24 protein-coding genes are annotated in these 21,003 nt (G+C 59.0%); 15 read left to right on the forward strand and 9 right to left on the reverse strand.

All coding sequences use genetic code 11. From position 1 onward, the window contains the following. Positions 1-320 precede the first annotated feature (320 nt). A complete protein-coding gene (locus CW267_RS00875; protein WP_008804685.1) occupies positions 321-572 on the forward strand; it encodes a hypothetical protein in 252 nt (83 codons plus the stop codon). A 52-nt stretch (positions 573-624) separates the two neighbouring features. On the opposite strand, the gene yncL is transcribed toward CW267_RS00875, so the two are convergent. Then, positions 625-717, reverse strand: coding sequence for a stress response membrane protein YncL (gene yncL, locus CW267_RS00880; RefSeq protein ID WP_012968073.1), 93 nt, complete (start codon positions 715-717; stop codon positions 625-627). A gap of 195 nt (positions 718-912) precedes the next feature. Between yncL and CW267_RS00885 the strand changes: the two genes are divergently transcribed. Both CW267_RS00885 and CW267_RS00890 read left to right on the forward strand, forming a co-directional pair. Next, positions 913-1,086 (forward strand): GhoT/OrtT family toxin, encoded by a 174-nt coding sequence (locus tag CW267_RS00885; RefSeq protein WP_008804686.1) that lies wholly within the window; start codon positions 913-915, stop codon positions 1,084-1,086. Positions 1,087-1,173: 87 nt separating this feature from the next. Further along, entirely contained in the window at positions 1,174-1,923 is a 750-nt protein-coding gene (locus tag CW267_RS00890) for an alpha/beta fold hydrolase (RefSeq protein ID WP_023297723.1), read from the forward strand. Between the two features lie 12 nt (positions 1,924-1,935). Here CW267_RS00890 and CW267_RS00895 read toward each other — a convergent pair whose 3' ends face one another. Then, positions 1,936-3,369, reverse strand: coding sequence for an aldehyde dehydrogenase (locus CW267_RS00895; protein ID WP_023297722.1), 1,434 nt, complete (start codon positions 3,367-3,369; stop codon positions 1,936-1,938). A gap of 269 nt (positions 3,370-3,638) precedes the next feature. Here CW267_RS00895 and CW267_RS00900 point away from each other — a divergent pair, with 269 nt between their 5' ends. After that, positions 3,639-5,237: an ABC transporter substrate-binding protein gene (locus CW267_RS00900; protein ID WP_022064846.1), complete on the forward strand. Its 1,599-nt coding sequence runs from the start codon at positions 3,639-3,641 to the stop codon at positions 5,235-5,237. 31 nt (positions 5,238-5,268) lie between these two features. Next, a complete protein-coding gene (locus CW267_RS00905; RefSeq protein WP_008804690.1) occupies positions 5,269-5,502 on the forward strand; it encodes a YdcY family protein in 234 nt (77 codons plus the stop codon). An 8-nt stretch (positions 5,503-5,510) separates the two neighbouring features. Here the strand turns inward: CW267_RS00905 and CW267_RS00910 are convergent, their stop codons facing one another. Together CW267_RS00910 and CW267_RS00915 are read right to left on the reverse strand one after the other, a co-directional pair. After that, the gene (locus tag CW267_RS00910; protein ID WP_008804691.1) at positions 5,511-5,960 is read right to left on the reverse strand and encodes a DMT family transporter; all 450 of its coding nucleotides are present in this window, start codon (positions 5,958-5,960) and stop codon (positions 5,511-5,513) included. Next, the gene (locus CW267_RS00915) at positions 5,957-6,475 is read right to left on the reverse strand and encodes a GNAT family N-acetyltransferase (protein WP_008804692.1); all 519 of its coding nucleotides are present in this window, start codon (positions 6,473-6,475) and stop codon (positions 5,957-5,959) included. The genes CW267_RS00910 and CW267_RS00915 overlap by 4 nt, the downstream gene beginning before the upstream one ends. 162 nt (positions 6,476-6,637) lie before the next feature. On the opposite strand from CW267_RS00915, the gene CW267_RS00920 reads away from it, so the two are divergent. Further along, positions 6,638-7,219, forward strand: coding sequence for a helix-turn-helix domain-containing protein (locus tag CW267_RS00920; RefSeq protein ID WP_008804693.1), 582 nt, complete (start codon positions 6,638-6,640; stop codon positions 7,217-7,219). A gap of 65 nt (positions 7,220-7,284) precedes the next feature. Continuing rightward, complete coding sequence (locus CW267_RS00925) at positions 7,285-8,322, forward strand: NADP-dependent oxidoreductase (protein WP_100780983.1); 1,038 nt, start codon at positions 7,285-7,287, stop codon at positions 8,320-8,322. Positions 8,323-8,384: 62 nt separating this feature from the next. On the opposite strand, the gene rihA is transcribed toward CW267_RS00925, so the two are convergent. Next, complete coding sequence (gene rihA / locus CW267_RS00930; protein WP_100780984.1) at positions 8,385-9,320, reverse strand: pyrimidine-specific ribonucleoside hydrolase RihA; 936 nt, start codon at positions 9,318-9,320, stop codon at positions 8,385-8,387. On the opposite strand from rihA, the gene CW267_RS00935 reads away from it, so the two are divergent. Together CW267_RS00935 and CW267_RS00940 are read left to right on the forward strand one after the other, a co-directional pair. Continuing rightward, a complete protein-coding gene (locus CW267_RS00935; protein ID WP_046620343.1) occupies positions 9,282-9,512 on the forward strand; it encodes a hypothetical protein in 231 nt (76 codons plus the stop codon). The genes rihA and CW267_RS00935 overlap by 39 nt on opposite strands. Before the next feature lie 89 nt (positions 9,513-9,601). Then, positions 9,602-9,901, forward strand: coding sequence for a DUF406 domain-containing protein (locus CW267_RS00940; RefSeq protein WP_016161172.1), 300 nt, complete (start codon positions 9,602-9,604; stop codon positions 9,899-9,901). Positions 9,902-9,973: 72 nt separating this feature from the next. On the opposite strand, the gene pqqU is transcribed toward CW267_RS00940, so the two are convergent. Beyond that, positions 9,974-12,079: a TonB-dependent receptor PqqU gene (gene pqqU / locus CW267_RS00945; protein ID WP_008804697.1), complete on the reverse strand. Its 2,106-nt coding sequence runs from the start codon at positions 12,077-12,079 to the stop codon at positions 9,974-9,976. Positions 12,080-12,338: 259 nt separating this feature from the next. Between pqqU and CW267_RS00950 the strand changes: the two genes are divergently transcribed. Together CW267_RS00950 and CW267_RS00955 are read left to right on the forward strand one after the other, a co-directional pair. Beyond that, on the forward strand, positions 12,339-13,400 hold the full coding sequence (locus CW267_RS00950) for a YncE family protein (protein WP_008804698.1): 1,062 nt from the start codon (positions 12,339-12,341) through the stop codon (positions 13,398-13,400). Between the two features lie 156 nt (positions 13,401-13,556). Next, positions 13,557-13,778, forward strand: coding sequence for a YgdI/YgdR family lipoprotein (locus CW267_RS00955; protein WP_002906779.1), 222 nt, complete (start codon positions 13,557-13,559; stop codon positions 13,776-13,778). 50 nt (positions 13,779-13,828) lie between these two features. Here CW267_RS00955 and ansP read toward each other — a convergent pair whose 3' ends face one another. Together ansP and CW267_RS00965 are read right to left on the reverse strand one after the other, a co-directional pair. After that, positions 13,829-15,283 (reverse strand): L-asparagine permease, encoded by a 1,455-nt coding sequence (gene ansP, locus CW267_RS00960; protein WP_008804699.1) that lies wholly within the window; start codon positions 15,281-15,283, stop codon positions 13,829-13,831. Between the two features lie 189 nt (positions 15,284-15,472). Then, positions 15,473-16,360, reverse strand: coding sequence for a LysR family transcriptional regulator (locus CW267_RS00965; RefSeq protein WP_008804700.1), 888 nt, complete (start codon positions 16,358-16,360; stop codon positions 15,473-15,475). Positions 16,361-16,554: 194 nt separating this feature from the next. On the opposite strand from CW267_RS00965, the gene dapF reads away from it, so the two are divergent. Further along, the gene (dapF, locus tag CW267_RS00970; RefSeq protein WP_044612891.1) at positions 16,555-17,442 is read left to right on the forward strand and encodes a diaminopimelate epimerase; all 888 of its coding nucleotides are present in this window, start codon (positions 16,555-16,557) and stop codon (positions 17,440-17,442) included. A 2-nt stretch (positions 17,443-17,444) separates the two neighbouring features. On the opposite strand, the gene CW267_RS00975 is transcribed toward dapF, so the two are convergent. After that, a complete protein-coding gene (locus CW267_RS00975; protein WP_032730502.1) occupies positions 17,445-18,140 on the reverse strand; it encodes a class I SAM-dependent methyltransferase in 696 nt (231 codons plus the stop codon). Between the two features lie 95 nt (positions 18,141-18,235). Between CW267_RS00975 and CW267_RS00980 the strand changes: the two genes are divergently transcribed. The 3 genes from CW267_RS00980 (at position 18,236) to CW267_RS00990 (ending at position 20,997) form a co-directional block, all read left to right on the forward strand. Continuing rightward, on the forward strand, positions 18,236-18,787 hold the full coding sequence (locus CW267_RS00980) for a shikimate kinase (protein ID WP_022065415.1): 552 nt from the start codon (positions 18,236-18,238) through the stop codon (positions 18,785-18,787). A gap of 91 nt (positions 18,788-18,878) precedes the next feature. After that, complete coding sequence (locus CW267_RS00985; RefSeq protein ID WP_100780985.1) at positions 18,879-19,886, forward strand: MsnO8 family LLM class oxidoreductase; 1,008 nt, start codon at positions 18,879-18,881, stop codon at positions 19,884-19,886. Further along, on the forward strand, positions 19,876-20,997 hold the full coding sequence (locus CW267_RS00990; RefSeq protein WP_008804705.1) for a M20 peptidase aminoacylase family protein: 1,122 nt from the start codon (positions 19,876-19,878) through the stop codon (positions 20,995-20,997). Before CW267_RS00985 ends, CW267_RS00990 begins: the two co-directional genes overlap by 11 nt. The last annotated feature ends 6 nt before the right edge of the window (positions 20,998-21,003 follow it).

Consider the following 21,003-nt stretch of genomic DNA (forward strand, 5'->3'; position numbering starts at 1 on the left):
CTTTTATCGTATTAAGATGGAGGCCCTGCGCGGAATATCGCATTTTTGGTGAATGCGGCGACAATCTTTTCCCCCTGAGAACGGGGACATATTATCTTTATCAGACCAATGGAATTGCCCTGAACCGAAATTATTTCACGACTATAAATAAGGATTTAATATTTGCTGTTATTGCATGATATTTGTTCTGAATATTAAATATTCCGTGAGTCCGGCCAAAATGCGGGCTGCAGGCGGGTTGCGGGTGCTCCCGGGTTTGACTTTCCGTCGCTGCTCATGCGATCATTTAGCGCATATTAGGTTTTAACGTTGATGTCGTTGTGAAAATTTTGGCTTTTATTCTGCTGGCTATCGGCGCTGTGACGCTGAGCTATGGTAACGCCCCGGCAAAACGCATTCAGGGCTGTGAGAACGCGGGAGTGGGGCAGGCCGTCTGCGCTGCCGCCGAATGGGATAGCGAACAGATGAATTTTCTGCCGCACTATAACCCGGAGCTTAATAAGGTTATTGCGGCAGGCCAGGCAGCACCTGTCGCTTATAACCTTTATAATATCGCCCGTGTTCGCGCGTAAAAAAGCAGCCCCTGGGGGCTGCTTTTTTAGGTTTCGTTGCTGAGTAAAATCATTAAAACCAGCCAAATCTCACGGACAGCAGGCTGATAAGTACGCACGCGGCGCAGACATTAATCAGAATGACGGTTTTGCTGGAGACATCCATAACGCCACCTTAATGAGTAAGTCCATAAAGGTATAGTACGGCGCCTGCGGTTGCGCTATCGGATTAAGACGAATCAGGCTTTATTCTCAATATTCAGCCCGTTTCAGAATTTGTTATACAGGTATCTCTGAATCACGACGTCATGGCAGATAATCATCCCACCATGGAACGCCCCTCAGGGAAGGAAGAGTAAGAATGACGTTATATCAAAAAATGCTGGTGTTTTACGCCATTATGGGCGTGATATGCGCTGTGATTAGCTGGTTTTTGACCAAAGAGAGCCGGGTGATCCGCCTGCTGGCGGCCCTGTTGATCGGCGCCACCTGGCCGTTCAGCTTCCCGATGGCGCTGCTCGTCTCGCTGTTTTAACCCCAGATGCCGGACGGCAGAAAAGGGTGGCGGAAAGGGTAAGGTTACTGTATAAAAAACCAGTAATTTTATCATGGAGGCATACAGGTGAACGGTTTCTTTTCTTCCGTCGCAGGCGCCACGCTGCGTTGGCTCGATCTTCCGGGAGATGGCCTCCCGGTGGTGTTTATCCACGGTCTCGGCTGCGCGTCATCCTACGATTATCCCCGCGTCGCCAGCGATCCTGCGCTGAACGGACGGCGTAAAATACTCATCGATCTGCCAGGCTTCGGCTACAGCGATAAACCGCACGACTTTAGTTACAACATACATATTCAGGCGCAAGTCGTGGAGCAGCTACTTAACCATCTGCGCCTGCAGCGCTTCGCGCTGTTCGGTCATAGCATGGGAGGAAGCATCGCCATCGAAGCGGCGAGGCTGTTGGGCGAGCGCGTGACCACGCTGCTGGTCTCTGAACCCAATCTGTTTGCCGGCGGCGGTGAGTACAGCAGGCGCATTGCGGCGCAGACAGAGGCGGCCTTTATTGCCGAAGGCTATGCCAGAATGCTGGCTGAGGAGCGCTCGCCATGGGCTGGCTGTTTGCAAAACAGCGCGCCCTGGGCCGTCTGGCGGGCCGCCAGCAGCCTGATGCGTGGCAGCGATACCCCCTGGTTTACTCAGCTCTGCCAGCTGCACTGTCAAAAAAGGCTCATCGTCGGTGAGCTCTCCCTGCCTTATGCCGATATTGACCTGGCTGAGGCGCAAGGGATCCCGGTCGGGATTGTGCCCCGCGGGGGGCACTCGATGGCGTGGGAGAATCCGCAAGGGCTGGCGCAGATCATTGCCAGCCAGGGTTAAAAGAATACCGGCTCAGAAAGGGAGTTCGCGGGGCTGGGTCTGGAGTGTTATCCAGCGCAGCTCGGTGAATTCCGCGATGCCGGCCCGACCCCCAAAGCGGCCATAGCCCGAGGCTTTGCAGCCGCCAAACGGCATTTGCGCTTCATCATGCACCGTTGGGCCATTGATATGGCAAATGCCCGTTTGCAGACGTTGCGCCACGTTCCACGCTCTGGCGCTGTCGCGGCTGTAGACCGCAGCGGAAAGACCGTATTCACTGTCGTTGGCCACCGTCAGCGCCTCTTCTTCATTCTTAACCCGAATAATCGCTTTTACCGGGCCGAAGGACTCTTCGTTCCACAGCCGCATCTCGCGGGTCACGCCGTCCAGCAAGGTCGGCGCCATGTGGGTATCGCTGGCTTTACCACCGGTTAGCAGGCGAGCGCCTTTGGCTAACGCATCGTCGATTAAGGCGTTGCAGCGGGTGATGGTGTTCATATCAACCACCGGCCCCGTCAGGCTGGCGGGCAGGGCGGCGGCGCGCCTGGCCAGCAGCGGGATAAACACCTCCGCTACGGCGTTGTCGACAATAATGCGCTCGGTGGACATGCAGATCTGGCCGGCGTTGGCGAAGGCGCCAAAAACCGCGCCCGCCGCCGCTTGCTCGATATCAGCATCGTCCAGCACCAGCAGCGGCGCTTTACCGCCGAGCTCGAGCACCGCCGGTTTAAGATATTGCCCGCAGGTGCGGGCGATAATCCGCCCCACCGGCGTGGAGCCGGTAAAGTTAACGCGCCGCACCGCCGGGTGGGCGATCAGCGATTCCACCAGCGCCGGCGCATCTTCAGGCGCACAGGTAAGATAGTTCACCACCCCCGGTGGGAAGCCCGCCGCGTCAAGGGCGTCGATAATCAGTCCCTGAGTGGCCGGCGACAGCTCCGCGCCCTTGAGGATCACTGCGTTGCCGCAGGCCAGCGGCGTTGCCAGCGCCCGGGTAGCCAGAATCAGCGGTGCGTTCCACGGCGCCATGCCCAGTACCACCCCCGCCCCCTGGCGGACGCCCATCGCCAGGTTGCCCGGCACGTTGGAAGGAATAATTTGCCCTTCAATTTGGGTGGTCAGCGCCGCCGCTTCGCGCAGGATATCGGCCGCCAGATGAACGTTAAAGCCGGCCCAGTGCGCGGTCGCGCCGGTCTCCGCCGCCATGGCGGCGATAAATTTAGCCTCCCGCAACAGCATATGTTCCGCCGCGTCGAGCAGTAAACGGCGTCGTTCCGCCGGAGAGGTATCACGCCACAGCGGGAAGGCTTTGGCCGCGGCTTCGACGCAGCGTTTGCCGTCGGCGAGACTGGCGGCCGCAGCCACCGAGGCGACGTCGTCGTGGGCCGGGTGGCGTCGGGTAAAGGTGCGGCGGCCTTCGGCATCGTGCCACTGGCCGTCAATGTACAGATTGCAGGTGATTGTCATGGTGGAAACCTCTTGTTCTGCGGTTCCCCCAGTGTACCGGGCACTACTGACAGTGAGCGTGAGCAGGGCGGTTATCGCACATTTTTTTGCAGGAATTATGTGTGGCTCACAACATCCCGACACTTGCTGGCGTAAAAAACAGCGCTACGCCGATTAAACCAGCGATTTCAGCGTGATTTGCATAAGGTGATAGCCATTGATTATTTGCCGGGGGCGGGCGCCTGTGCTGATATTACGGTTCTTATAATCAATAATCAGGACTTATAACCATGTCTACAGGGAAAACCACGCTGGCGCTGCTGCTGAGCGCACTGCTGCCGGCCGGCGCCGCCTGGGCCGCAGGCAATGACACACTGGTCTACTGCTCAGAAGCCTCTCCGGAGTCCTTTAATCCGCAAATCGCCAGCTCCGGCCCGTCGTTCGTCGCCAGCTCGCAGGTGCTGTATAACCGCCTGGTCACCTTTGACCCGGTGAAGAACACGCCGATCCCGTCGCTGGCCACCGAGTGGCACGTCTCTGAGGATGGCAAAACCTGGACCTTTACTCTGCGTCAGGGGGTGAAGTTCAACAGCAACAAATTCTTCAAACCAACCCGCGATTTTAACGCCGACGACGTCCTGTTTTCCGTGCTGCGCCAGATGGATCCTCAGCATCCCTATCACAAAGTGTCGCAGGGGAACTATGAGTACTTCCACGACGTGGGCCTCGATAAGTTGATTAAGTCGGTGAAAAAGGTCGATGACTATCACGTCCAGTTCGTGCTTAACGAGCCGAACGCGGCGTTTCTTGCCGACTGGGGCATGGACTTCGCCTCTATTCTGTCGGCGGAGTATGGCGAGGCGATGCTGAAGAAAGGGACGCCGGAGAATGTTGATAACTGGCCTGTCGGTACCGGGCCGTATGCCCTGCAGCAGTATAAAGTGGATTCCCAAATCCGCTATATCGCCAACCCCCACTACTGGGAAGGCGAGGTGCCGACTAAGCACCTGATCTTCTCCATTACGCCGAACGTCGAGACCCGTCTGGCGAAACTGCAGACCAACGAGTGCCAGATTATTCCTGCGCCTTCGCCGGTTCAGTTCCCGGTGATTAAGGGCAATAAAGATCTGGCGCTGCATGCGGTTGAGGCGCTGAACGTCGGCTATCTGGCGTTCAACACGGAGAAAAAACCGTTTGATAATGTGCTGGTGCGCCAGGCATTAAACTATGCCACCGACAAGCAGGCGATCGTCAAGGCGGTATTCCTCGATTCCGGCAGCGTGGCGAAATCACCGATCCCGTCGACGATGCTCGGGTATAAGAAAGATCTCCCGGACTATGACTACGATCCGCAGAAAGCCAAAGCGCTGCTCAAGCAGGCGGGTCTGGAGCAAGGAGCGGAAGTGACCCTGTGGTCGATGCCGGTCCAGCGTCCGTACAACCCGAACTCGAAGCGGATCGCCGAAATGATCCAAAACGACTGGGCTAAAGTGGGCGTCAAAGCGAAGATTGTCAGCTACGAATGGGGCGAATACCTTGCCGGTATGCGCAAAGGGGAGCACGACAGCGCCCTGTATGGCTGGATGTCGGACAACGGCGACCCGGACAACTTTGCCGGCACGCTGCTCAGCTGTGATAATATCCAGACCGGCTCCAACGCCGCTCGCTGGTGCGATAAGTCCTATGACGCGCTGGTGAAGAAAGCGCTGCTGGTGAGCGATCCGCAGGCGCGTGCCAAACTCTATGAACAGGCGCAAGAGATCTTCTACCAGCAGGCGCCGTGGATCACCCTGGCGACCGGCAAGACCTTCTATGCCACCCGTAGCAACGTCAGCGGCTACCGCGTGAGCATGATGGGGAGCGATTTTTCCAAAGCGAAGCTGAATTAAGCGAAGCTGAATTAAGCGAAAGGAGAACCGGATGGCACATCTGGATGAGGTTATCGTCAAAGTCGATGACACCCTTGCCGAGGGCGTTATCACTCATATGAATGAGCTGCTGATCGCCCTGAGCGATGATCCACAACTCAGTCGTGAGGAACGCTATACCCAGCAGCAGCGCCTGCGCACCGCCATCGCCCACCATGGGCGACAGCATCAGGAAGAGCAGGACGCGCGCCGCGAGCAGTTGACGAAAGGCGGCGCGATCCTCTGAAGATGCGCTCAGAACTGGCGCCTGGCCACCAGCCAGGCGCCCACCACCAGCATCACCGCGCCGCATACCGGCCCGATCAGCGCCCGTACCGGCACGCCGTGGGCGCGAACTAAATCCATGATCAACCCGCCAACCAGCTGGCTGGCGACCAGTACCGCAATGGTGGTGGCCGCGCCCACGGTCTGATAGCCGCTGATGCTGGCGAAGACGAAAAAGGACCCCAGCAGGCCGGGGATCAGCGTCCACCACTTCACGCTCAGGGCCAGCTCCTGAAAGCCGGCGACGCCCTGGCGCAGCAGTAACATCGTCACGAAAATAACGATCCCCACCAGCGAATTGAGCAGCATGGCGATAAGGATCGTCGACGCCGACTGGGTGATGCGCACCATCAGGGTATTCTGCACCACGAGACCAACGCCGGCGGCAACCAGACAGGCGAGGGTGAGCGACGCATTCATGCCTTGCCGTCCGGGGCCTGACGCTCATCCAGCTGCAGCTGCATAAAGGTGAGATCCAGCCAGCGACCAAATTTGGTTCCTACCTGCGGCATCTGCCCGGTGGTGATAAAGCCCAGCGTTTCATGCAGATGCAGCGAAGCGTGGTTCTGCGATTCAATACCGGCGACCATCACATGTTTATTCAGCCGACGCGCTTCGGCGATCAGCGCAACCAGCAGTTTGCGACCCAGCCCTTTCCCCTGATGATCGGGGTGAACGTACACCGAATGCTCCACGGTGTGGCGGAAACCGTCAAACGCGCGCCAGTCGCCAAACGAGGAATAGCCGGTGATGACGCCGTTTTCCTCGTTCACCAGCACCGGAAAGCCGGCCAGCTGGCGGGCTTCAAACCACGCGATACGGTTGTCGGTATCCACGGTTTTATCATTCCAGATGGCGGCGGTATGCACGACGGCGTGGTTATAGATTTCGGCGATCGCTGCACAGTCGTCTTTAATGGCAGGGCGGATGGACATAGCAAACCTCAGTTTTTTGTACACTATAGTAGTACGATATTATTACAATAATGAACATCGCGCTGTCATCCGTTTTCCGCATAATTTTTACGGATGACCCGGTAAGCACGCGGCCCGACGAGCAGTTGTGTAATGGGTGGGTGCACACTATAGTATTACGTTATGAATACTATAGAAGACAACCTCAATCAGCGCATCAGTGCGCGCATCCGCATCGAGCGTGAGTCCCGCGGTTGGTCGCTGAACGACCTCGCCGAACGGGCTGGCGCCTCGCGGGCGATGATCCATAAAATCGAGCGCGGCGAAAGCAGCCCGACGGCCTCGATGCTGGGCCGTCTTTCCGGCGCCTTCGGCATCAGTATGTCGACGCTGATCGCCCGGGCGGAAATGCAGGAGGGTAAGCTGCTGCGCTTTGCCAGCCAGCCGGTGTGGCACGACCCGCAAAGCCACTATCTCCGCCGCCACGTCTCGCCGCGCAGCGATCTGCCGATAGATCTGGTGCAGATTGAGCTGCCGCCCGGCAGCGATGTGCCCATGCCGGCCTCTTCCTATGCGCTCGCCCGCCAGCTGATCTGGCTGCAGCAGGGCGAGCTGGTGTTTGTCGAAGGGACTACCCGTCATGAGATGCAGAAGGGGGATTGTCTGGAGCTTGGCCCGCCCAACGATTGTCGCTTTATCAATGAATCCGCGGAGACCTGCGTCTATCTGGTGGTTCGCCTTAATCAATCGCCATCCGGCTCTTAATGGTAAAGCACGTTGCGCATAAAGCAGCTAGCCTCAGTACTGTCTGCTAACAAGAGGAGTTTGCTATGACAGATCAACCGCAACGCCATCGCCGCTGGGTACTGGCTTCCCGCCCCCATGGTGAACCGACGGCAGAGAATTTCCGCCTGGAAGAGAGCGAGGTGCCGACGCCGGGGCCGGGGCAGGTTCTGCTGCGTACCGTTTTTTTATCGCTCGATCCCTATATGCGCGGGCGCATGAGCGACGCGCCTTCTTATTCGCCACCGGTGGCCATTGGCGCGGTGATGGTGGGAGGGACCGTGAGTCGCGTAGTCACCTCAAATCATGCCGATTATCAACCCGGCGACTGGGTGCTGGGCTACAGCGGCTGGCAGGATTATGAACTCTCCGACGGCAACGGACTGGTGAAGCTGGGTGACGACCCGCAACACCCGTCATGGTCGCTGGGAGTTCTGGGGATGCCGGGCTTCACCGCCTACATGGGATTGCTGGACATCGGCCAGCCGAAGGCGGGCGAAACGCTGGTGGTCGCTGCGGCGACCGGGCCGGTTGGCGCCACGGTCGGACAGATCGGCAAAATTAAGGGCTGCCGCACCGTCGGCATCGCTGGAGGCGCGGAGAAGTGTCGGTATGCGGTTGAGACGTTAGGCTTTGATGTCTGCCTTGACCATCGTGCGGATGATTTTGCCGAACAGCTGGCCCAGGCCTGCCCGCAGGGCATTGACGTTTACTACGAAAACGTCGGCGGCAAGGTTTTTGACGCGGTGCTGCCGCTGCTGAATACCGCAGCGCGGGTACCGGTCTGCGGGCTGGTAAGCGGCTATAACGCCACCGGTTTGCCAGACGGACCGGATCGTCTGCCGCTGCTGATGGCGACCATCCTCAAGAAGCGCATCCGGATGCAGGGCTTTATTATCGGCCAGGATTACGGGCATCGGATCGCGGAATTCCAGCAGCAGATGGGGCGCTGGGTGCAAGAGGGGAAAATTAAATATCGCGAACAGCTGATCGACGGTCTGGAGCAGGCGCCGCAGGCGCTGATCGGCCTGTTGAAAGGTGAGAACTTCGGTAAAGTGGTGATCCGCGTCGCGGCGGACGACTAGTCCGGCGGATCCAACTTACTCTGCCCCTTTTCCCGTGAGGGAAAAGGGGCATGGGAGGCGTGTCAGGCGTAAAAAGCTAACCGCTGGGCGAGCAGATCGACAAAGGCTTCACGGTCGACATCCAGCATCAGGGTAGTATTGGGCCGATTGCCGGTCAGATGGTAGTAATCGACCACCGTCATCCCCTGGGTATATTTTCCTTCCGTTTCCACGCCGACCCAGCGTTCGATAGTGGTAAAGATCTCCGGCTTGAGGAGCCAGGCGATGGTGCAGGGATCGTGCAGCGGCGCGCCGTCGAAGCCCCACTTTTCATCCTTGTGGTAGGCCATAAAGAAGTCGAGCAGCTCGGCGACAATGGTCGACACCGGATTGCCAATCTGGCGGAATCGCTCGATATCGGCGGAAAGGATTTGCGCCTTATGGGTGACGTCAAGGCCCGCCATCACCACCGGGATCCCGGACTGAAAGACCATTTCCGCGGCCTGCGGATCGACGAAAATATTAAACTCCGCCGCCGGCTGCCAGTTGCCCAGCCCCATTGCGCCCCCCATGATCACGATGCGGGCGATTTTCGCGTGCAGCTCCGGGTGGCTGGCGAGCAGCAACGCCACGTTAGTCTGCGGCCCGGTGGCCACCAGAGTCACCGGCTCCTGGCTTTCCCGCAGCACCCTGGCCATCAGCTCGACGGCGGTGCAGTTCTGCGGGGCAAAGGTTGGTTCCGGCAGGCTCGGGCCATCCAGTCCGCTCTCGCCGTGCACGTTATCGGCGATGATCAGATCGCGCATCAACGGCTTCCACGCGCCGCCGGCCACCGGGATATCCGGCCGGTTCAGCAGCGTCAGCATACGCAGCACGTTGCGCAGGGTCTTCTCCGGGGTCTGGTTGCCCGCGGAAGCGGTGACGGCTTTCACCTCCAGCTCCGGCGAGGCGAGGGCGAGGACCAGGGCGATCGCGTCATCATGTCCCGGATCGCAATCAATCATCATCGGCAGTGCCATAGCAGCTCCTTGTTGGCGTTGTTCTGTGACCAGACTAACGCTGTGAGGCGAGGCAGACGAGATGGTGTGCAGAATAGTGTGATGGAGGCCACGATTGCTGCGATGGCATCGCGTATCGTCAGGCGATCGTCGGCAGTCATATTGCCTCACCTTGCGATGGCGCAAGCTGGCGCCCGCCGCGGCGCGATATAATAGAAAAATTGCTAATCCTTACGGATATTAATGGTTTGCTTTTCGGTGAGCGGATTCTTATCCTTAAGAAAACTCGAGAGGTTATTACGATGAAAGATGTAGTAGATAAATGCAGCACCAAAGGCTGCGCCATTGATGTCGGTACCATCATTGATAACGAGGACTGCGTCTACCGGGCTGAGAAAATGTTCCCGAGCCGCGAAGAAGCGGAATCCACCGTAGCCGCCGTGCGCGAACGTGCTGCCGCCGCGGCGCCGGCCAGTGAACCGCCGCAGGTCGATTACACCATCGCCGCCGTTGGCGACGAGGTTAAACTCGATCTCGCCATCGCTTTCTCCTGCCAGGCGGAAAAGATCATTTTCGAGTTATCCCTGCGAAATCTGCTTTAACCCGCGTCCGTGGGGAAAACGCCACATCGTTAAGCCTTCCCCGCCAATCATCGCCGGCGGGGAAGGGGCGTGTTATTCGAAGCGCCAGGCGAGGTTCAGGCCGATGCCGTAATTGCGTCCGGGAGCAGGCTCGTAGTAGCGCCCGTTGGACTCATTAACGATAACGGACCCGACGTACTCCCGGTCGAACAGGTTGTCGACGCGGCCGAACAGATCCATGTCCATCCTGCCGTAGCTCCATTTATAGCCGGTCGTCAGGCCAACCACCGTCCAGGAAGGCGCTTTAGCCGTGTTTTCGTCATTGGCCATGATGTCGCTCATGTAGCGAATATCGCTGCCGGCGTACCAGCCCTGCTCCGGCTGATAGCCAAAGGAGGCGTAGCCCATATTGCGCGCGATCCCCGGAATGCGGTTGCCGTTGCAGCTGGCGTCGTCGCAGACGTTGGTGCGATAGGTCGCGTCCAGCCAGGTCCATGCCGCCTTCAGACGCCAGCTCTCGCCAAACTGCTGATCCAGTCCCAGCTCCATCCCCTGACGACGGGTTTTGCCGGCGTTTTTATAGCTGGTGCGCCCGCCGCTGCTGCTGTCGACCACGATCTCATTATCGGTATTGGTCTGGAACAGGGCGGCGGTGAGCAGCCCATTGCCGAGCCGCGTCTTACTGCCGATCTCCACTGTGTCGTTGGTGGAGGGCTTCAGGCCGAAATTAAGGCCGCTCTGGTTATCGGAGCGGTATGACAGTTCGTTAATGGTCGGCGTCTCGAAGCCGCGGCCAGCGGAGAGGTAGACGTTCCACGCGTCGGTCAGAGCATACTTCAGCGAGCCTGCGGGCAGCCACTTGTGATAGCTGGCATCACCGCTGTCATCGCCATTGCCTGGGGTGATGTAGTAGTCATTCGAGTCGAACCATACTGAGCTGTAGCGAACCCCGGCATCGAGCGAGAGTTTGTCCGTTAACTGCCACTGGGTCTGCAGGTAGGGGTCGACGTTCCACATCAGGTTGCGTTCGTTACGGCGCAGCGCGCCCTGTTCGCCATACTGCGGCGCGCCGTTGACCATCACAAAGTTTTCATACCCTTTACGGCGCTCGCTCATGTTCTCGTAATCGAGACCGGCGGTCAGGGTGACGGGCACCAGCAGCTCTCCGCGATGGGTAAGGCGGGTATCGATCCCCTGGTAGTGACGGGTGAGATCGATCACCCCGCCGGCATGGCTCGGTTTCAGCTGCGGCGCGCGCGGGATCGACTGGAACTGCGTGGTTTCACGTTCACCGGCGTACATCATGACGCTGAGATCGTCTTGGGCGCTCAGCTGGCGCTCATAGCGCAGGCCGGCCTGGGTCTGCCGGGTATTCTTGCGGGTATTATACTGGTCGCCGCGCGGCGACTGGCGCGGGTTATCGCGCCATTCGTCGGCGGTTAAGCCGCCGGCGTCATTGGCTTTGATATCCACGCTGTTCAGCAGCAGCGTCAGCTTACTGACATCGTTGATGCGCACCCCCAGTCGGGCGTTCGCCAGATTTTTGCGTGCGCCGCTGTGATCGCGATAGCCATGAGTGGTGAAGCGGTTGGTCGAGACCGTGTAATCCACATCGCCTGCATGGCTGCCGTCGCCAACGGCGCCAGTGGCCTTCATCCCGTAGTGCCAGGTACCGAAGCTGCCATAGTAGCTGCTGGCTTCCACGGTGGGCGGCTGGGTGCCGGTCTGGCTGGTGACGTTGATCACCCCGCCGGACGAGTTACCGTACAGGGCAGAGAAGGGGCCGCGCAGCACCTCAATGGTGTCGACGCTGCCAATATCGATATTCGAGGTCTGCCCCTGGCCGTCGGGCATGGTCGCCGGAATGCCGTCTACATAGATGCGTAGCCCGCGCACGCCATAGGTGGAGCGAGAGCCAAACCCGCGAATCGACAGTTGCAGATCCTGGGCATAGTTTTGCCGGTTCTGCACCTGCAGGCCCGGTACGGCGCCCAGTGATTCAGAGAGATTGACGCGCGGTGCGGCCTGGCGCATTTCATCCCCATTGACCACGCTGACGGCGGCGGGGGTATCCAGTTCAGAAACAGTGGTTGGCGCGGCGGTCACCACCATGGTTTGTTCATCAGCGGTCTGGGCCGCGGCAATCAGCGGTAGCAGCAGCGCCGGCAGGGCGGCGTGACGCACGGACAGGATTTTCATCGATAGTACTCGGGAGACGAACCAAATGGAACATATGTAGATATGTTACCCCGTTTGTAAAACATTTGAAAATTATTAACCGCCGTTGGTTAACGGATAGTGCTTCTTGCTGATGAATTTACCGAACAACAACAATTAGCGCTCCACTTTGAGATAAATAATGATTACTATTCGCATTCAAAAATAAGGGTAAAGCCAGGACTTTACCGCCGGAAGCGATGTCGGGTCAGCACATACTGGTTTATCAAAGGGAGTCGTCATGTCACTACGTCATTTTGCCGCGCCGCGTCTGCGCCATTCACTGTTATTCACCTCTCTGCTGCTGGCAGGTAGCTTTAGCGCCCACGCTGCGGATGAGATGCTGCGTAAGGCCGTCGGAAAAGGGGCCTACGAAATGGCCTACAGCCAGCAGGAGAACGCGTTATGGGTCGCCACGTCGCAGAGTCGCTCACTGGACAAGGGCGGTATTGTTTATCGTCTTGACCCCACCACCCTGGACGTGACGCAGATTATTCACAACGATCTGAAGCCGTTCGGCGCTGCTATCAACCATGCCACCGGCACGCTGTGGTTTGGCAATACCGTTGACAGCACCGTCACCGCCATTGACGCCAAAACCGGCGCCGTGAAAGGGCGTCTGGTGCTGGACGAGCGTCAGCGCAGTGAAACCGTACGCCCACTGCAACCGCGCGAGCTGGCGGTCAATGAGCAGACCAACACGGTCTACATTACCGGTCTGGGCAAAGAGAGCGTGATTTGGGTGGTAGATGGCGCGACCCTGAAGCTGAAAACCACTATTACCGGCACCGGGGCAATGGCGACGGGTCTGGCGATCGATCCGCAGGCGAAACGCCTCTATACCACCAATGCCGACGGCGAACTGCTGACCATCGACAGCGAGAGCAATACCATTGTTTCGCGCAAGAAATTGCAGGACGATGGCAAAGCACACTTCTACTTAAACCTGAGCCTTGATACCGCCGGTCACCGCGCCTTTATTACCGACAGCAAGCAGCCGGAAGTGCTGGTGGTCGATACCCGCGATGGTAAGGTGCTGGAGAAAATCGCCGCGCCGGAATCGCTGGCGGTGCTGTTTAACCCGACGCGTAATGAAGCCTATGTGACGCACCGTAAGGCCGGGGAAGTCAGCGTTATCGATGGCAAGCGCTACAAGATCGTGAAGACCTTTAAAACGCCGACTCACCCCAACAGCCTGGCGCTTTCTGATGACGGCAAAACGCTGTATGTCAGCGTGAAACAGGCTTCCAGCCGTGAGAAAGAGGCCACCGCGCCGGACGACGTGATCCGCATCGCGCTGTAAGATGCCCGGGGCGACGACGATCGGTCAAGGTCGCGCCCCGCATGCCGCCCGGCACCTCACCCTCTGTTACAAACGCGTATTGGCCTGATAAACCAGATGGTTATACACTTAACGCTTTCCCGCCTTGCGCGGGCAGTGGTAATCAGTGGAGATAAAATGAAAAAGCCATTTATGGTGATTTGCGCCGGTGCGATGCTGGCGCTGCTGGCAGGCTGTTCGTCCAACTACGTTATGACCACCAAAAGCGGTCAGACGATCGTCACCCACGGCAAGCCGCAGCTGGATAAAGAAACGGGGATGACCAGCTATATCGATGAGTCTGGTAATAAGCGGGAAATTAACAGTAGCGACGTGTCGCAGCTGGTTGAGGATAACTAAATCCTGACCTCCCGGTTTGTCCGTCGCGGGCAAACCGGGAGTCCTGCCAGTTACTTCCTGAGCGTCGGCGCCGTACTGTGGATCGCATGCACGCGTTTACGCACGCCAAACCAGCCAGCTACCAGCAGCACCGCCAGTAATGGAATTGAGCCAATGGTGTAAGTGCCGTTCGGATAATCGAAGGCCATCAGCACCAGCACACTGAACAGGAACAGCAGCGTCAGCCAGGAGGTGAATGGCGCCCCCGGCATTCTGAAGCTCACCTTCGCCGCTTTTCCTTCCTTGATCGCTTTGCGCAGACGCATCTGACACACCACGATAAAGCCCCAGGAAGCAATGATCCCCAGCGACGCGACGTTCAGCACGATCTCAAACACCTGCGACGGCACCAGATAGTTGAGGAACACCCCCACCACATACACCGCCAGCGTCGCCAGGATCCCGGCGTAAGGGACGTGGTGACGGCTCATTTTCGACATAAACTTCGGCGCGGAGCCCCCCATCGACATGGAGCGCAGGATACGTCCGGTGCTGTAGAGGCCGGAGTTGAGGCTGGAGAGGGCGGCGGTTAACACCACGATGTTCATTACGCTGCCGATATACGGTACGCCCAGTTTGGAGAAGAAGGTGACGAACGGGCTCTGTCCTGCCTGGTAGGCGGTCCACGGCAGGAGAAGCACCAGCAGCACCACCGAACCGACGTAGAACAGGCCGATACGCCAGATCACGCTGTTGATGGCCTTCGGTACCATCGACTCCGGATCTTTACACTCACCGGCCGCGGTGCCCACCAGTTCAATGGAGGCGAAGGCAAAGACCACGCCCTGCACCAGCACCAGCGCCGGCAGAAGGCCGTGAGGGAAGAAGCCACCGTTATCGGTGATCAGATGGAAGCCGGTGGCATTGCCGTCCAGCGGCTTACCGGAGCCGAGGAAAATGGTGCCGACCACGAGGAACGCAACGATCGCCAGCACTTTGACCAGCGCGAACCAGAACTCCATCTCGGCGAACCATTTTACGCCGATCATGTTCATGGTACCGACGATCGCCAGCGCGCCGAGGGCGAAGACCCACTGTGGCACATCGCCAAACGCGCCCCAGTAGTGCATATACAGCGCCACGGCGGTGATATCGACGATCCCGGTCATGGCCCAGTTAACGAAGTACATCCAGCCGGCCACGTAAGCGGCCTTTTCACCGAGGAATTCCCTGGCATAGGAGACGAAGCTGCCGCTCGAGGGGCGGTGGAGAACCAGTTCGCCGAGGGCGCGAAGAATAAAGAAGGAGAAGATGCCGCAGACCAGATAGACCAGGGCGAGCGCTGGCCCTGCCATTTGTAAACGTGCCCCGGCGCCGAGGAACAAACCGGTACCGATAGCGCCGCCGATGGCGATCATCTGTACCTGACGGTTGCCCATCGCTTTGTGATAACCCGCTTCATGTGAGTTGAGCCAGTGGCGTTTCGCAGCATGGTGCTCCGCTGCAGTGTCGTGTTTCGTATTCATTGATGTATCAGTTTCCTGTCAATGCCCATGTTTGCAGCCGGAGTGGATGACGGCTGGCACATTATGCTGGCTTTCTCATCATTCTGACGTAGGAGATAAGCTCAGACATGGCGCTGAATCCTACACGTAACGTAATAGTTACGCACCTAAAACATTTACCGATAGCATTTGACAGATTTATCAATGAGATCAGCGTCGCAGAGTTTCCAGCAACAGAGTGAAAGCGCTGGTATGCTGGCGTCGACTGGGGTAGTAGAGATGGTAGCCGGGGAAGGTGGGGGTCCAGTCCGCCAGCACTTGCACCAGCCGGCCACTGGCTAAGGCCTCCGCCACGCAGTCATCCGGAACGTAGGCCAGACCGAGGCCCGCCTCCGCCGCATCGATGCGCTGCGGCAGGCTGTTGAGGATCACTTGCCCCTCCACCCGGACCTGGATATCCCGGCCGTCGCGGGCAAACTCCCAGGCGTAAAGTCCACCTCGTGTCGGCAGGCGCAGATTGATGCAGCGATGCTGCGCAAGATCCCAGGGCGTCTGCGGCGTACCGGCCTGCTGCAGATAGGCTGGCGAACCCACTACCGCCATCCGCATATCCGGGGCAATGCGCACGGCAATCATCTCTTTCGCCACCTGTTCGCCGAGTCGCACCCCGGCATCAAACCGGCCATCCACGATATCCGTGAGGCCATTATCAACAGTGATTTCGATGTTAATATCCGGATATTGCAGCATAAATGGCTTTAGCGCCGGCCAGAGTACGGTGCTGGTGGCATGCTCCCCGGCGGTGATGCGCAGGTTGCCCGCCGGGCGTTCGCGCGTATCGCGCAGCGCGGTCAGCGCCCGCTCCATCTCCTCCAGATGCGGACCGAGGCGCTGAATGAGTCGCTCACCCGCCTCGGTCGGTACCACGCTGCGGGTGGTGCGGGTCAGCAGCCGCACATCGAGACGCGCTTCGAGATGGCGCATGGCATGGCTGAGCGCCGACTGTGACACGCCGAGCTGGGCCGCTGCGCGGGTAAAGCTGCGCTCACGCGCCACCACCATAAAGGAGAGCAGATCGTTTACGTTCTCTTTTAGCATAATCTTTCCGGATTGATGAATACCGCTCACAGGTACGCAGAGTGTAAGCCCGACGGAGGGGAGGCGCCAGTCTGATAGCCGGACGCAGTGGAGCAGAATGATCACGACGGTTAACAACGCAGGGTTTAATTCATCAAGACGGTGAATGTAATGTAAGATGTCCAAAAAACTGCAGCGCCAGGCGAACCCACACAATGACACCCTTACACTTTCATAAATATCACGGGCTGGGTAATGATTACCTGGTATGCCATCGCGACGTTGCCGAACAGTTGAGCAACGAGCATATTCAAATGCTGTGCCATCGCCACTATGGCGTGGGATCGGATGGTCTGCTGATCGACAGCGGCGATCAGATCAATCCCACACTGCGTATTATCAATCCGGACGGCTCCGAAGCGGAGAAAAGCGGTAACGGGCTACGGATCTATGCGCGTTATCTTTTTGATATCGGTCGCGTCGGCCATGAGCCCTTTCTGGTACATACGGCGGGCGGTGACGTCTATTGCACTGTGCATGGCGATGTTCATCAGATTAGCGTCGACATGGGGCGGGCGAATTTCAATCCGGCGGCGCTGCCCGCCTTAGTGAATTTGCCTGAGGCGGTGAATTATCCTTTGCCGCTGGCGGATGAAACCCTGTCCGTCGTGCTGGTCTCCATGGGCAATCCCCACTGCGTTGTCCTCGTCGATAAGCTCGACCTGGCGCAGGTTCATCGTTTAGGGCCGCAAATCGAAAACCATTCCTTGTTCCCCAAACGCACCAATGTCCAGTTCGTGGAAGTTATCGATCGCCATACGCTAAAGATTGGTATCTGGGAGCGGGGCGCCGGGTTCACGATGGCCTCCGGGAGCAGCAGTTGCGCGGCTGCCAGCGCGATGCGCCGGTTAGGGAAGGTGGACGATCGGGTGGATGTCAACATGCCTGGTGGTCAGCTGCACATCACCTTCGACGCGGATTTTCAGGTCCGTATGCGTGGCCCGGTGCATAAAATCGCCAGCCTGACGCTGGATAAAGACTGCTTTGTTGGCGGCAGCGCCATCTTCACTGGCGCTGCAAAACAGGTGGCGCGGTCAGCCTGAAATTAACTCTTCTGAGGATCAGCCGACGGCCCGTTTGCCGAACAAACGATGGTGGCATGATCCCACCAGGCATTGTGCTTAACATCGGTGGCAAGGACGCTAAACTGCGCCTGCTGTATCTCATTCAGTAAAGCCGGGAGGGGTTTAAGCGTACGCCAGGGCTGCCCCTCTTTCAGGAGATGATGCTTGACAGGATCGTAAGTGGCGAGGTCTTCAGCATAACGAGGAAGCCCGCACATCGAGCCGATCACCAGCCGGCCTGCGGGTTTCAGCAATCTTCTCGCCTCGGCGAAAAAACGGCGACGCTCATCTTCCAGCAGACAATGTAAACAGCTGCCATCAATGATTAAGGCAAACTGGGCATCCTCACATTGAGAAAGATGACAGACGTTGCCGACGAAAAATGTGGCGTCCAGACCCGCTTGCTGAAAACGGTCTTCTGCCCAGCGGATCGCCGTTTCGGACACATCAACACCCGATACGGCATAGCCTCTTTCCGCCAGATACTGGGCAGCCATGGCACCATTGCCACATCCCAGTTCAAGTACCGGCGCGCCGGGAGCGGGTAAATAGCCATGGGCATCCAGCCAATGAAATGTTTTTTCTTGTTGTATCTTTGCCCTGGCAAAACCATCACCCGCCCAGGCGCTGGCTCCGTTGGCTAACAGTTGTCTGTAGCGGGCTTCATAGGGGTTCATCCTGAAAACACCTTTTATCATTGATAAACATCACTACTATATACGCCATTTAACATTGAAATAAGTATTCGTTTGGCTACCAGAGAGAAACAGAGATGAACATCAACGTGGTCGGCACCAGCGGCTCAGGTAAATCCACTCTGGCCCGGCGCCTGGCGCACAGGCTGGGACTACCCTGGATCGAGCTCGATCGCCTGTACTGGCGGCCGAACTGGCAGGGCACGCCGGATGAGGCGTTTTTCGCCGCTATTGCCGCCGCTACGGCCTCGCCGGGCTGGGTGCTGGATGGCAATTACAATCGCAGCCGCAGCGTCAAATGGCGCGAGGTGGATCTGGTGATCTGGGTCGACTATAGCCTCTGGCGCACGCTGCGCCAGGCGGTGTGGCGGGCGACGAGCCGGGCGTGGCGGCATCAGGAGCTGTGGCCGGGCACGGGCAACCGCGAGAGCTTTCGCCGTTCGTTCTGCAGCCGGGAATCCATTATCCTCTGGACGCTGAAAACCTGGCGGCAGAATCGCCGACGCTATCTGGCCGACATGCAGGATCCGCAATATCGTCATATTCGCTTCGTCCGGGTGCGCAGTCCGCGGCAGGCTGAGGCGCTGCTCCGCGAGCTGGAAGCGCAGCGGCCAGGCGGGCATATCTAATTTTCAGCAGTACACATGTGAATTAATTGTTTCTCAATAGTTAGCTGAGATTTTAATAATGCAGGCACGTACTTTCATATGAGCCTGCGAAATGTCTTATCGAATCAGTATCCTGGATAAAAGTCCGCTTGCCGCCGGGGAAACCGCCGCGCAGGCGCTGGCGCGTACATTAACGCTGGCGCAACACGCCGAAGCCTGGGGCTATCACCGCTTCTGGGTCGCCGAACACCACAATACCGATCAGCTGGCGAGCCCCTCGCCGGAGCTGGTTATCGCCTGGCTGCTGGGCCACACCCGGCGCATTCGTCTTGGGTCCGGCGGCGTCATGCTCCAGCACTACAGCCCCTATAAAGTCGCGGAAAACTTTAACCTGCTGGCTGCCCTCGCGCCGGGTCGCATCGATCTCGGGGTGGGCAAGGCGCCTGGCGGCCTGCCGCTCTCCACCCGCGCCCTGCAGCAGGGCCTGCATCAGGAGGAGAAAGGGACCTTTGCCGATCAGCTGGCGCAGCTGGATAACTGGCTGTCACTGACTGAGCCAGGGGGAGAGGAGAGCCTGCGCGCCACGCCGATCCCGCCGCGCCGGGCCGACGGATTTCTGCTCGGCGCCAGCCTGGAGAGTGCGGAACTGGCCGCCCGTCTTGACTGGAACTTCGTGTTTGCGGCCCATCTCAATGGCGACAGCGCGCTGCGCCGCACGGTGATCAACCGCTGGCGCGAGCTCAGCCCGCGTGAGGCGATCGTCGCCGTGCAGGTGGTGGTGGCTGACGATCCGGCCACCGCCGCTGCGCTGGCGCAGCAGGTCGAGGTGTGGGGCGTCGAGCTGGAGAACGGCCAGCGGGTGACCGTCGGCAGTGAGGCTCAGGCCGTCGCCTTTGCCCGCCAGGCTGGCAGCCGGCCGACACGCATCCACCGCCGCGAATCTTCACTGATCTCCGGTACTCCCGAACAGGTTAAAGCCCGGCTTGACGCGCTGCAGGCGGAAGATCAGCTGGATGAATTAATCATTGATACCCCCATTAGCGACGGGCCAGCGCGCCTGCACTCCCTGTGCCTGCTGGCGCAGGCTCACTACGGCAAGGAGGTGCTGAATGTCCTTTGAACAACAACTGATTAGCTGGCGGCGCGAGCTGCACCAGAACCCGGAGCTCTCCCTGCAGGAGGTAGCCACCACCGCGCGGATCCGCGACTGGCTGCAGAGCGGCGGGCTGACTCTGCTGCCCTACGATCTGAAAACCGGGCTGGTCGCCGAAGTCGGCAGCGGCGACAAGGTGATTGCCCTGCGGGCGGACATCGACGCGTTGCCCATCGAGGAGGCGACCGGTCTGCCTTACCGCTCGCAAAATGAAGGGGTGATGCATGCCTGCGGCCATGATATTCACACCAGCGTGATGCTGGGGGCGGCGCTGCTGCTGAAGGAGCGGGAAGCGGAACTCCCGGGGCGGGTGCGGATCCTGTTTCAGCCGGCGGAGGAAAATTTTGGCGGCGCGAAAACCCTGATCCGCGCCGGGGCGCTGGAGGACGTGTCGGCGATCTTTGGCATGCACAATGAGCCCGGCCTGCCGGTGGGCGAATTTGCCACCCGCGGCGGCGCGTTCTACGCCAACGTCGACCGCTTCGTCTTCAAAGTGACCGGGAAGGGGGCGCATGCCGCCCGCCCACACGAAGGAAAGGATGCGATCCTGCTGGCCAGCCAACTGGTGACGGTGCTGCAGAGCGTGGCCAGTCGGGAAGTGAACACCCTCGACTCGGTGGTGCTCAGCGTGACGCGGATCCAGGGAGGCAATACCTGGAACGTGCTGCCGGAGAGCGTCGAGCTGGAAGGGACGCTGCGCACTCACAGCAGTGAAGTGCAGCAGCGGGTCAAGGCCCGGGTCAGCGAGATCGCGGCCGGTTTCGCCAGCGCCTTTGGCGCACAGATTGACGTCTTCTGGTATGCCGGCCCGACGGCGCTGGTCAATGACGCCCGCTGGGCCGACTTCGCCAGCGACGTGGCGGCCCAGGCCGGGTACCGCACCCATCACGCCGATCTGCATCTCGGTGGCGAAGATTTTGCGGTCTATCTTCAGCATATTCCCGGGGCGTTCGTCAGCATCGGCAGCGCCAGCGAATATGGTCTGCACCATCCGGCATTTAATCCGGACGAACGGCTTATTGCGCCCGCAGCACACTATTTCGCTCAGCTGGCGGAACAGGCATTACAACATATTTAATGGATG

It is taken from the genome of Klebsiella sp. X1-16S-Nf21 (assembly GCF_002837615.1).
In the GTDB taxonomy this organism is placed as follows: domain Bacteria; phylum Pseudomonadota; class Gammaproteobacteria; order Enterobacterales; family Enterobacteriaceae; genus Klebsiella; species Klebsiella variicola.

What these genes read in the sequence shown, in the direction of transcription:
- yncL (WP_012968073.1), bottom strand. Translation starts at nt 717, where the DNA reads ATGGATGTCTCCAGCAAAACCGTCATTCTGATTAATGTCTGCGCCGCG.
- CW267_RS00885 (WP_008804686.1), top strand. Translation starts at nt 913, where the DNA reads ATGACGTTATATCAAAAAATGCTGGTGTTTTACGCCATTATGGGCGTG.
- CW267_RS00895 (WP_023297722.1), bottom strand. Translation starts at nt 3,369, where the DNA reads ATGACAATCACCTGCAATCTGTACATTGACGGCCAGTGGCACGATGCC.
- CW267_RS00900 (WP_022064846.1), top strand. Translation starts at nt 3,639, where the DNA reads ATGTCTACAGGGAAAACCACGCTGGCGCTGCTGCTGAGCGCACTGCTG.
- CW267_RS00905 (WP_008804690.1), top strand. Translation starts at nt 5,269, where the DNA reads ATGGCACATCTGGATGAGGTTATCGTCAAAGTCGATGACACCCTTGCC.
- CW267_RS00910 (WP_008804691.1), bottom strand. Translation starts at nt 5,960, where the DNA reads ATGAATGCGTCGCTCACCCTCGCCTGTCTGGTTGCCGCCGGCGTTGGT.
- CW267_RS00915 (WP_008804692.1), bottom strand. Translation starts at nt 6,475, where the DNA reads ATGTCCATCCGCCCTGCCATTAAAGACGACTGTGCAGCGATCGCCGAA.
- CW267_RS00920 (WP_008804693.1), top strand. Translation starts at nt 6,638, where the DNA reads ATGAATACTATAGAAGACAACCTCAATCAGCGCATCAGTGCGCGCATC.
- CW267_RS00925 (WP_100780983.1), top strand. Translation starts at nt 7,285, where the DNA reads ATGACAGATCAACCGCAACGCCATCGCCGCTGGGTACTGGCTTCCCGC.
- CW267_RS00935 (WP_046620343.1), top strand. Translation starts at nt 9,282, where the DNA reads ATGTCCCGGATCGCAATCAATCATCATCGGCAGTGCCATAGCAGCTCC.
- rihA (WP_100780984.1), bottom strand. Translation starts at nt 9,320, where the DNA reads ATGGCACTGCCGATGATGATTGATTGCGATCCGGGACATGATGACGCG.
- CW267_RS00940 (WP_016161172.1), top strand. Translation starts at nt 9,602, where the DNA reads ATGAAAGATGTAGTAGATAAATGCAGCACCAAAGGCTGCGCCATTGAT.
- pqqU (WP_008804697.1), bottom strand. Translation starts at nt 12,079, where the DNA reads ATGAAAATCCTGTCCGTGCGTCACGCCGCCCTGCCGGCGCTGCTGCTA.
- CW267_RS00950 (WP_008804698.1), top strand. Translation starts at nt 12,339, where the DNA reads ATGTCACTACGTCATTTTGCCGCGCCGCGTCTGCGCCATTCACTGTTA.
- CW267_RS00955 (WP_002906779.1), top strand. Translation starts at nt 13,557, where the DNA reads ATGAAAAAGCCATTTATGGTGATTTGCGCCGGTGCGATGCTGGCGCTG.
- ansP (WP_008804699.1), bottom strand. Translation starts at nt 15,283, where the DNA reads ATGAATACGAAACACGACACTGCAGCGGAGCACCATGCTGCGAAACGC.
- CW267_RS00965 (WP_008804700.1), bottom strand. Translation starts at nt 16,360, where the DNA reads ATGCTAAAAGAGAACGTAAACGATCTGCTCTCCTTTATGGTGGTGGCG.
- dapF (WP_044612891.1), top strand. Translation starts at nt 16,555, where the DNA reads ATGACACCCTTACACTTTCATAAATATCACGGGCTGGGTAATGATTAC.
- CW267_RS00975 (WP_032730502.1), bottom strand. Translation starts at nt 18,140, where the DNA reads ATGAACCCCTATGAAGCCCGCTACAGACAACTGTTAGCCAACGGAGCC.
- CW267_RS00980 (WP_022065415.1), top strand. Translation starts at nt 18,236, where the DNA reads ATGAACATCAACGTGGTCGGCACCAGCGGCTCAGGTAAATCCACTCTG.
- CW267_RS00985 (WP_100780985.1), top strand. Translation starts at nt 18,879, where the DNA reads ATGTCTTATCGAATCAGTATCCTGGATAAAAGTCCGCTTGCCGCCGGG.
- CW267_RS00990 (WP_008804705.1), top strand. Translation starts at nt 19,876, where the DNA reads ATGTCCTTTGAACAACAACTGATTAGCTGGCGGCGCGAGCTGCACCAG.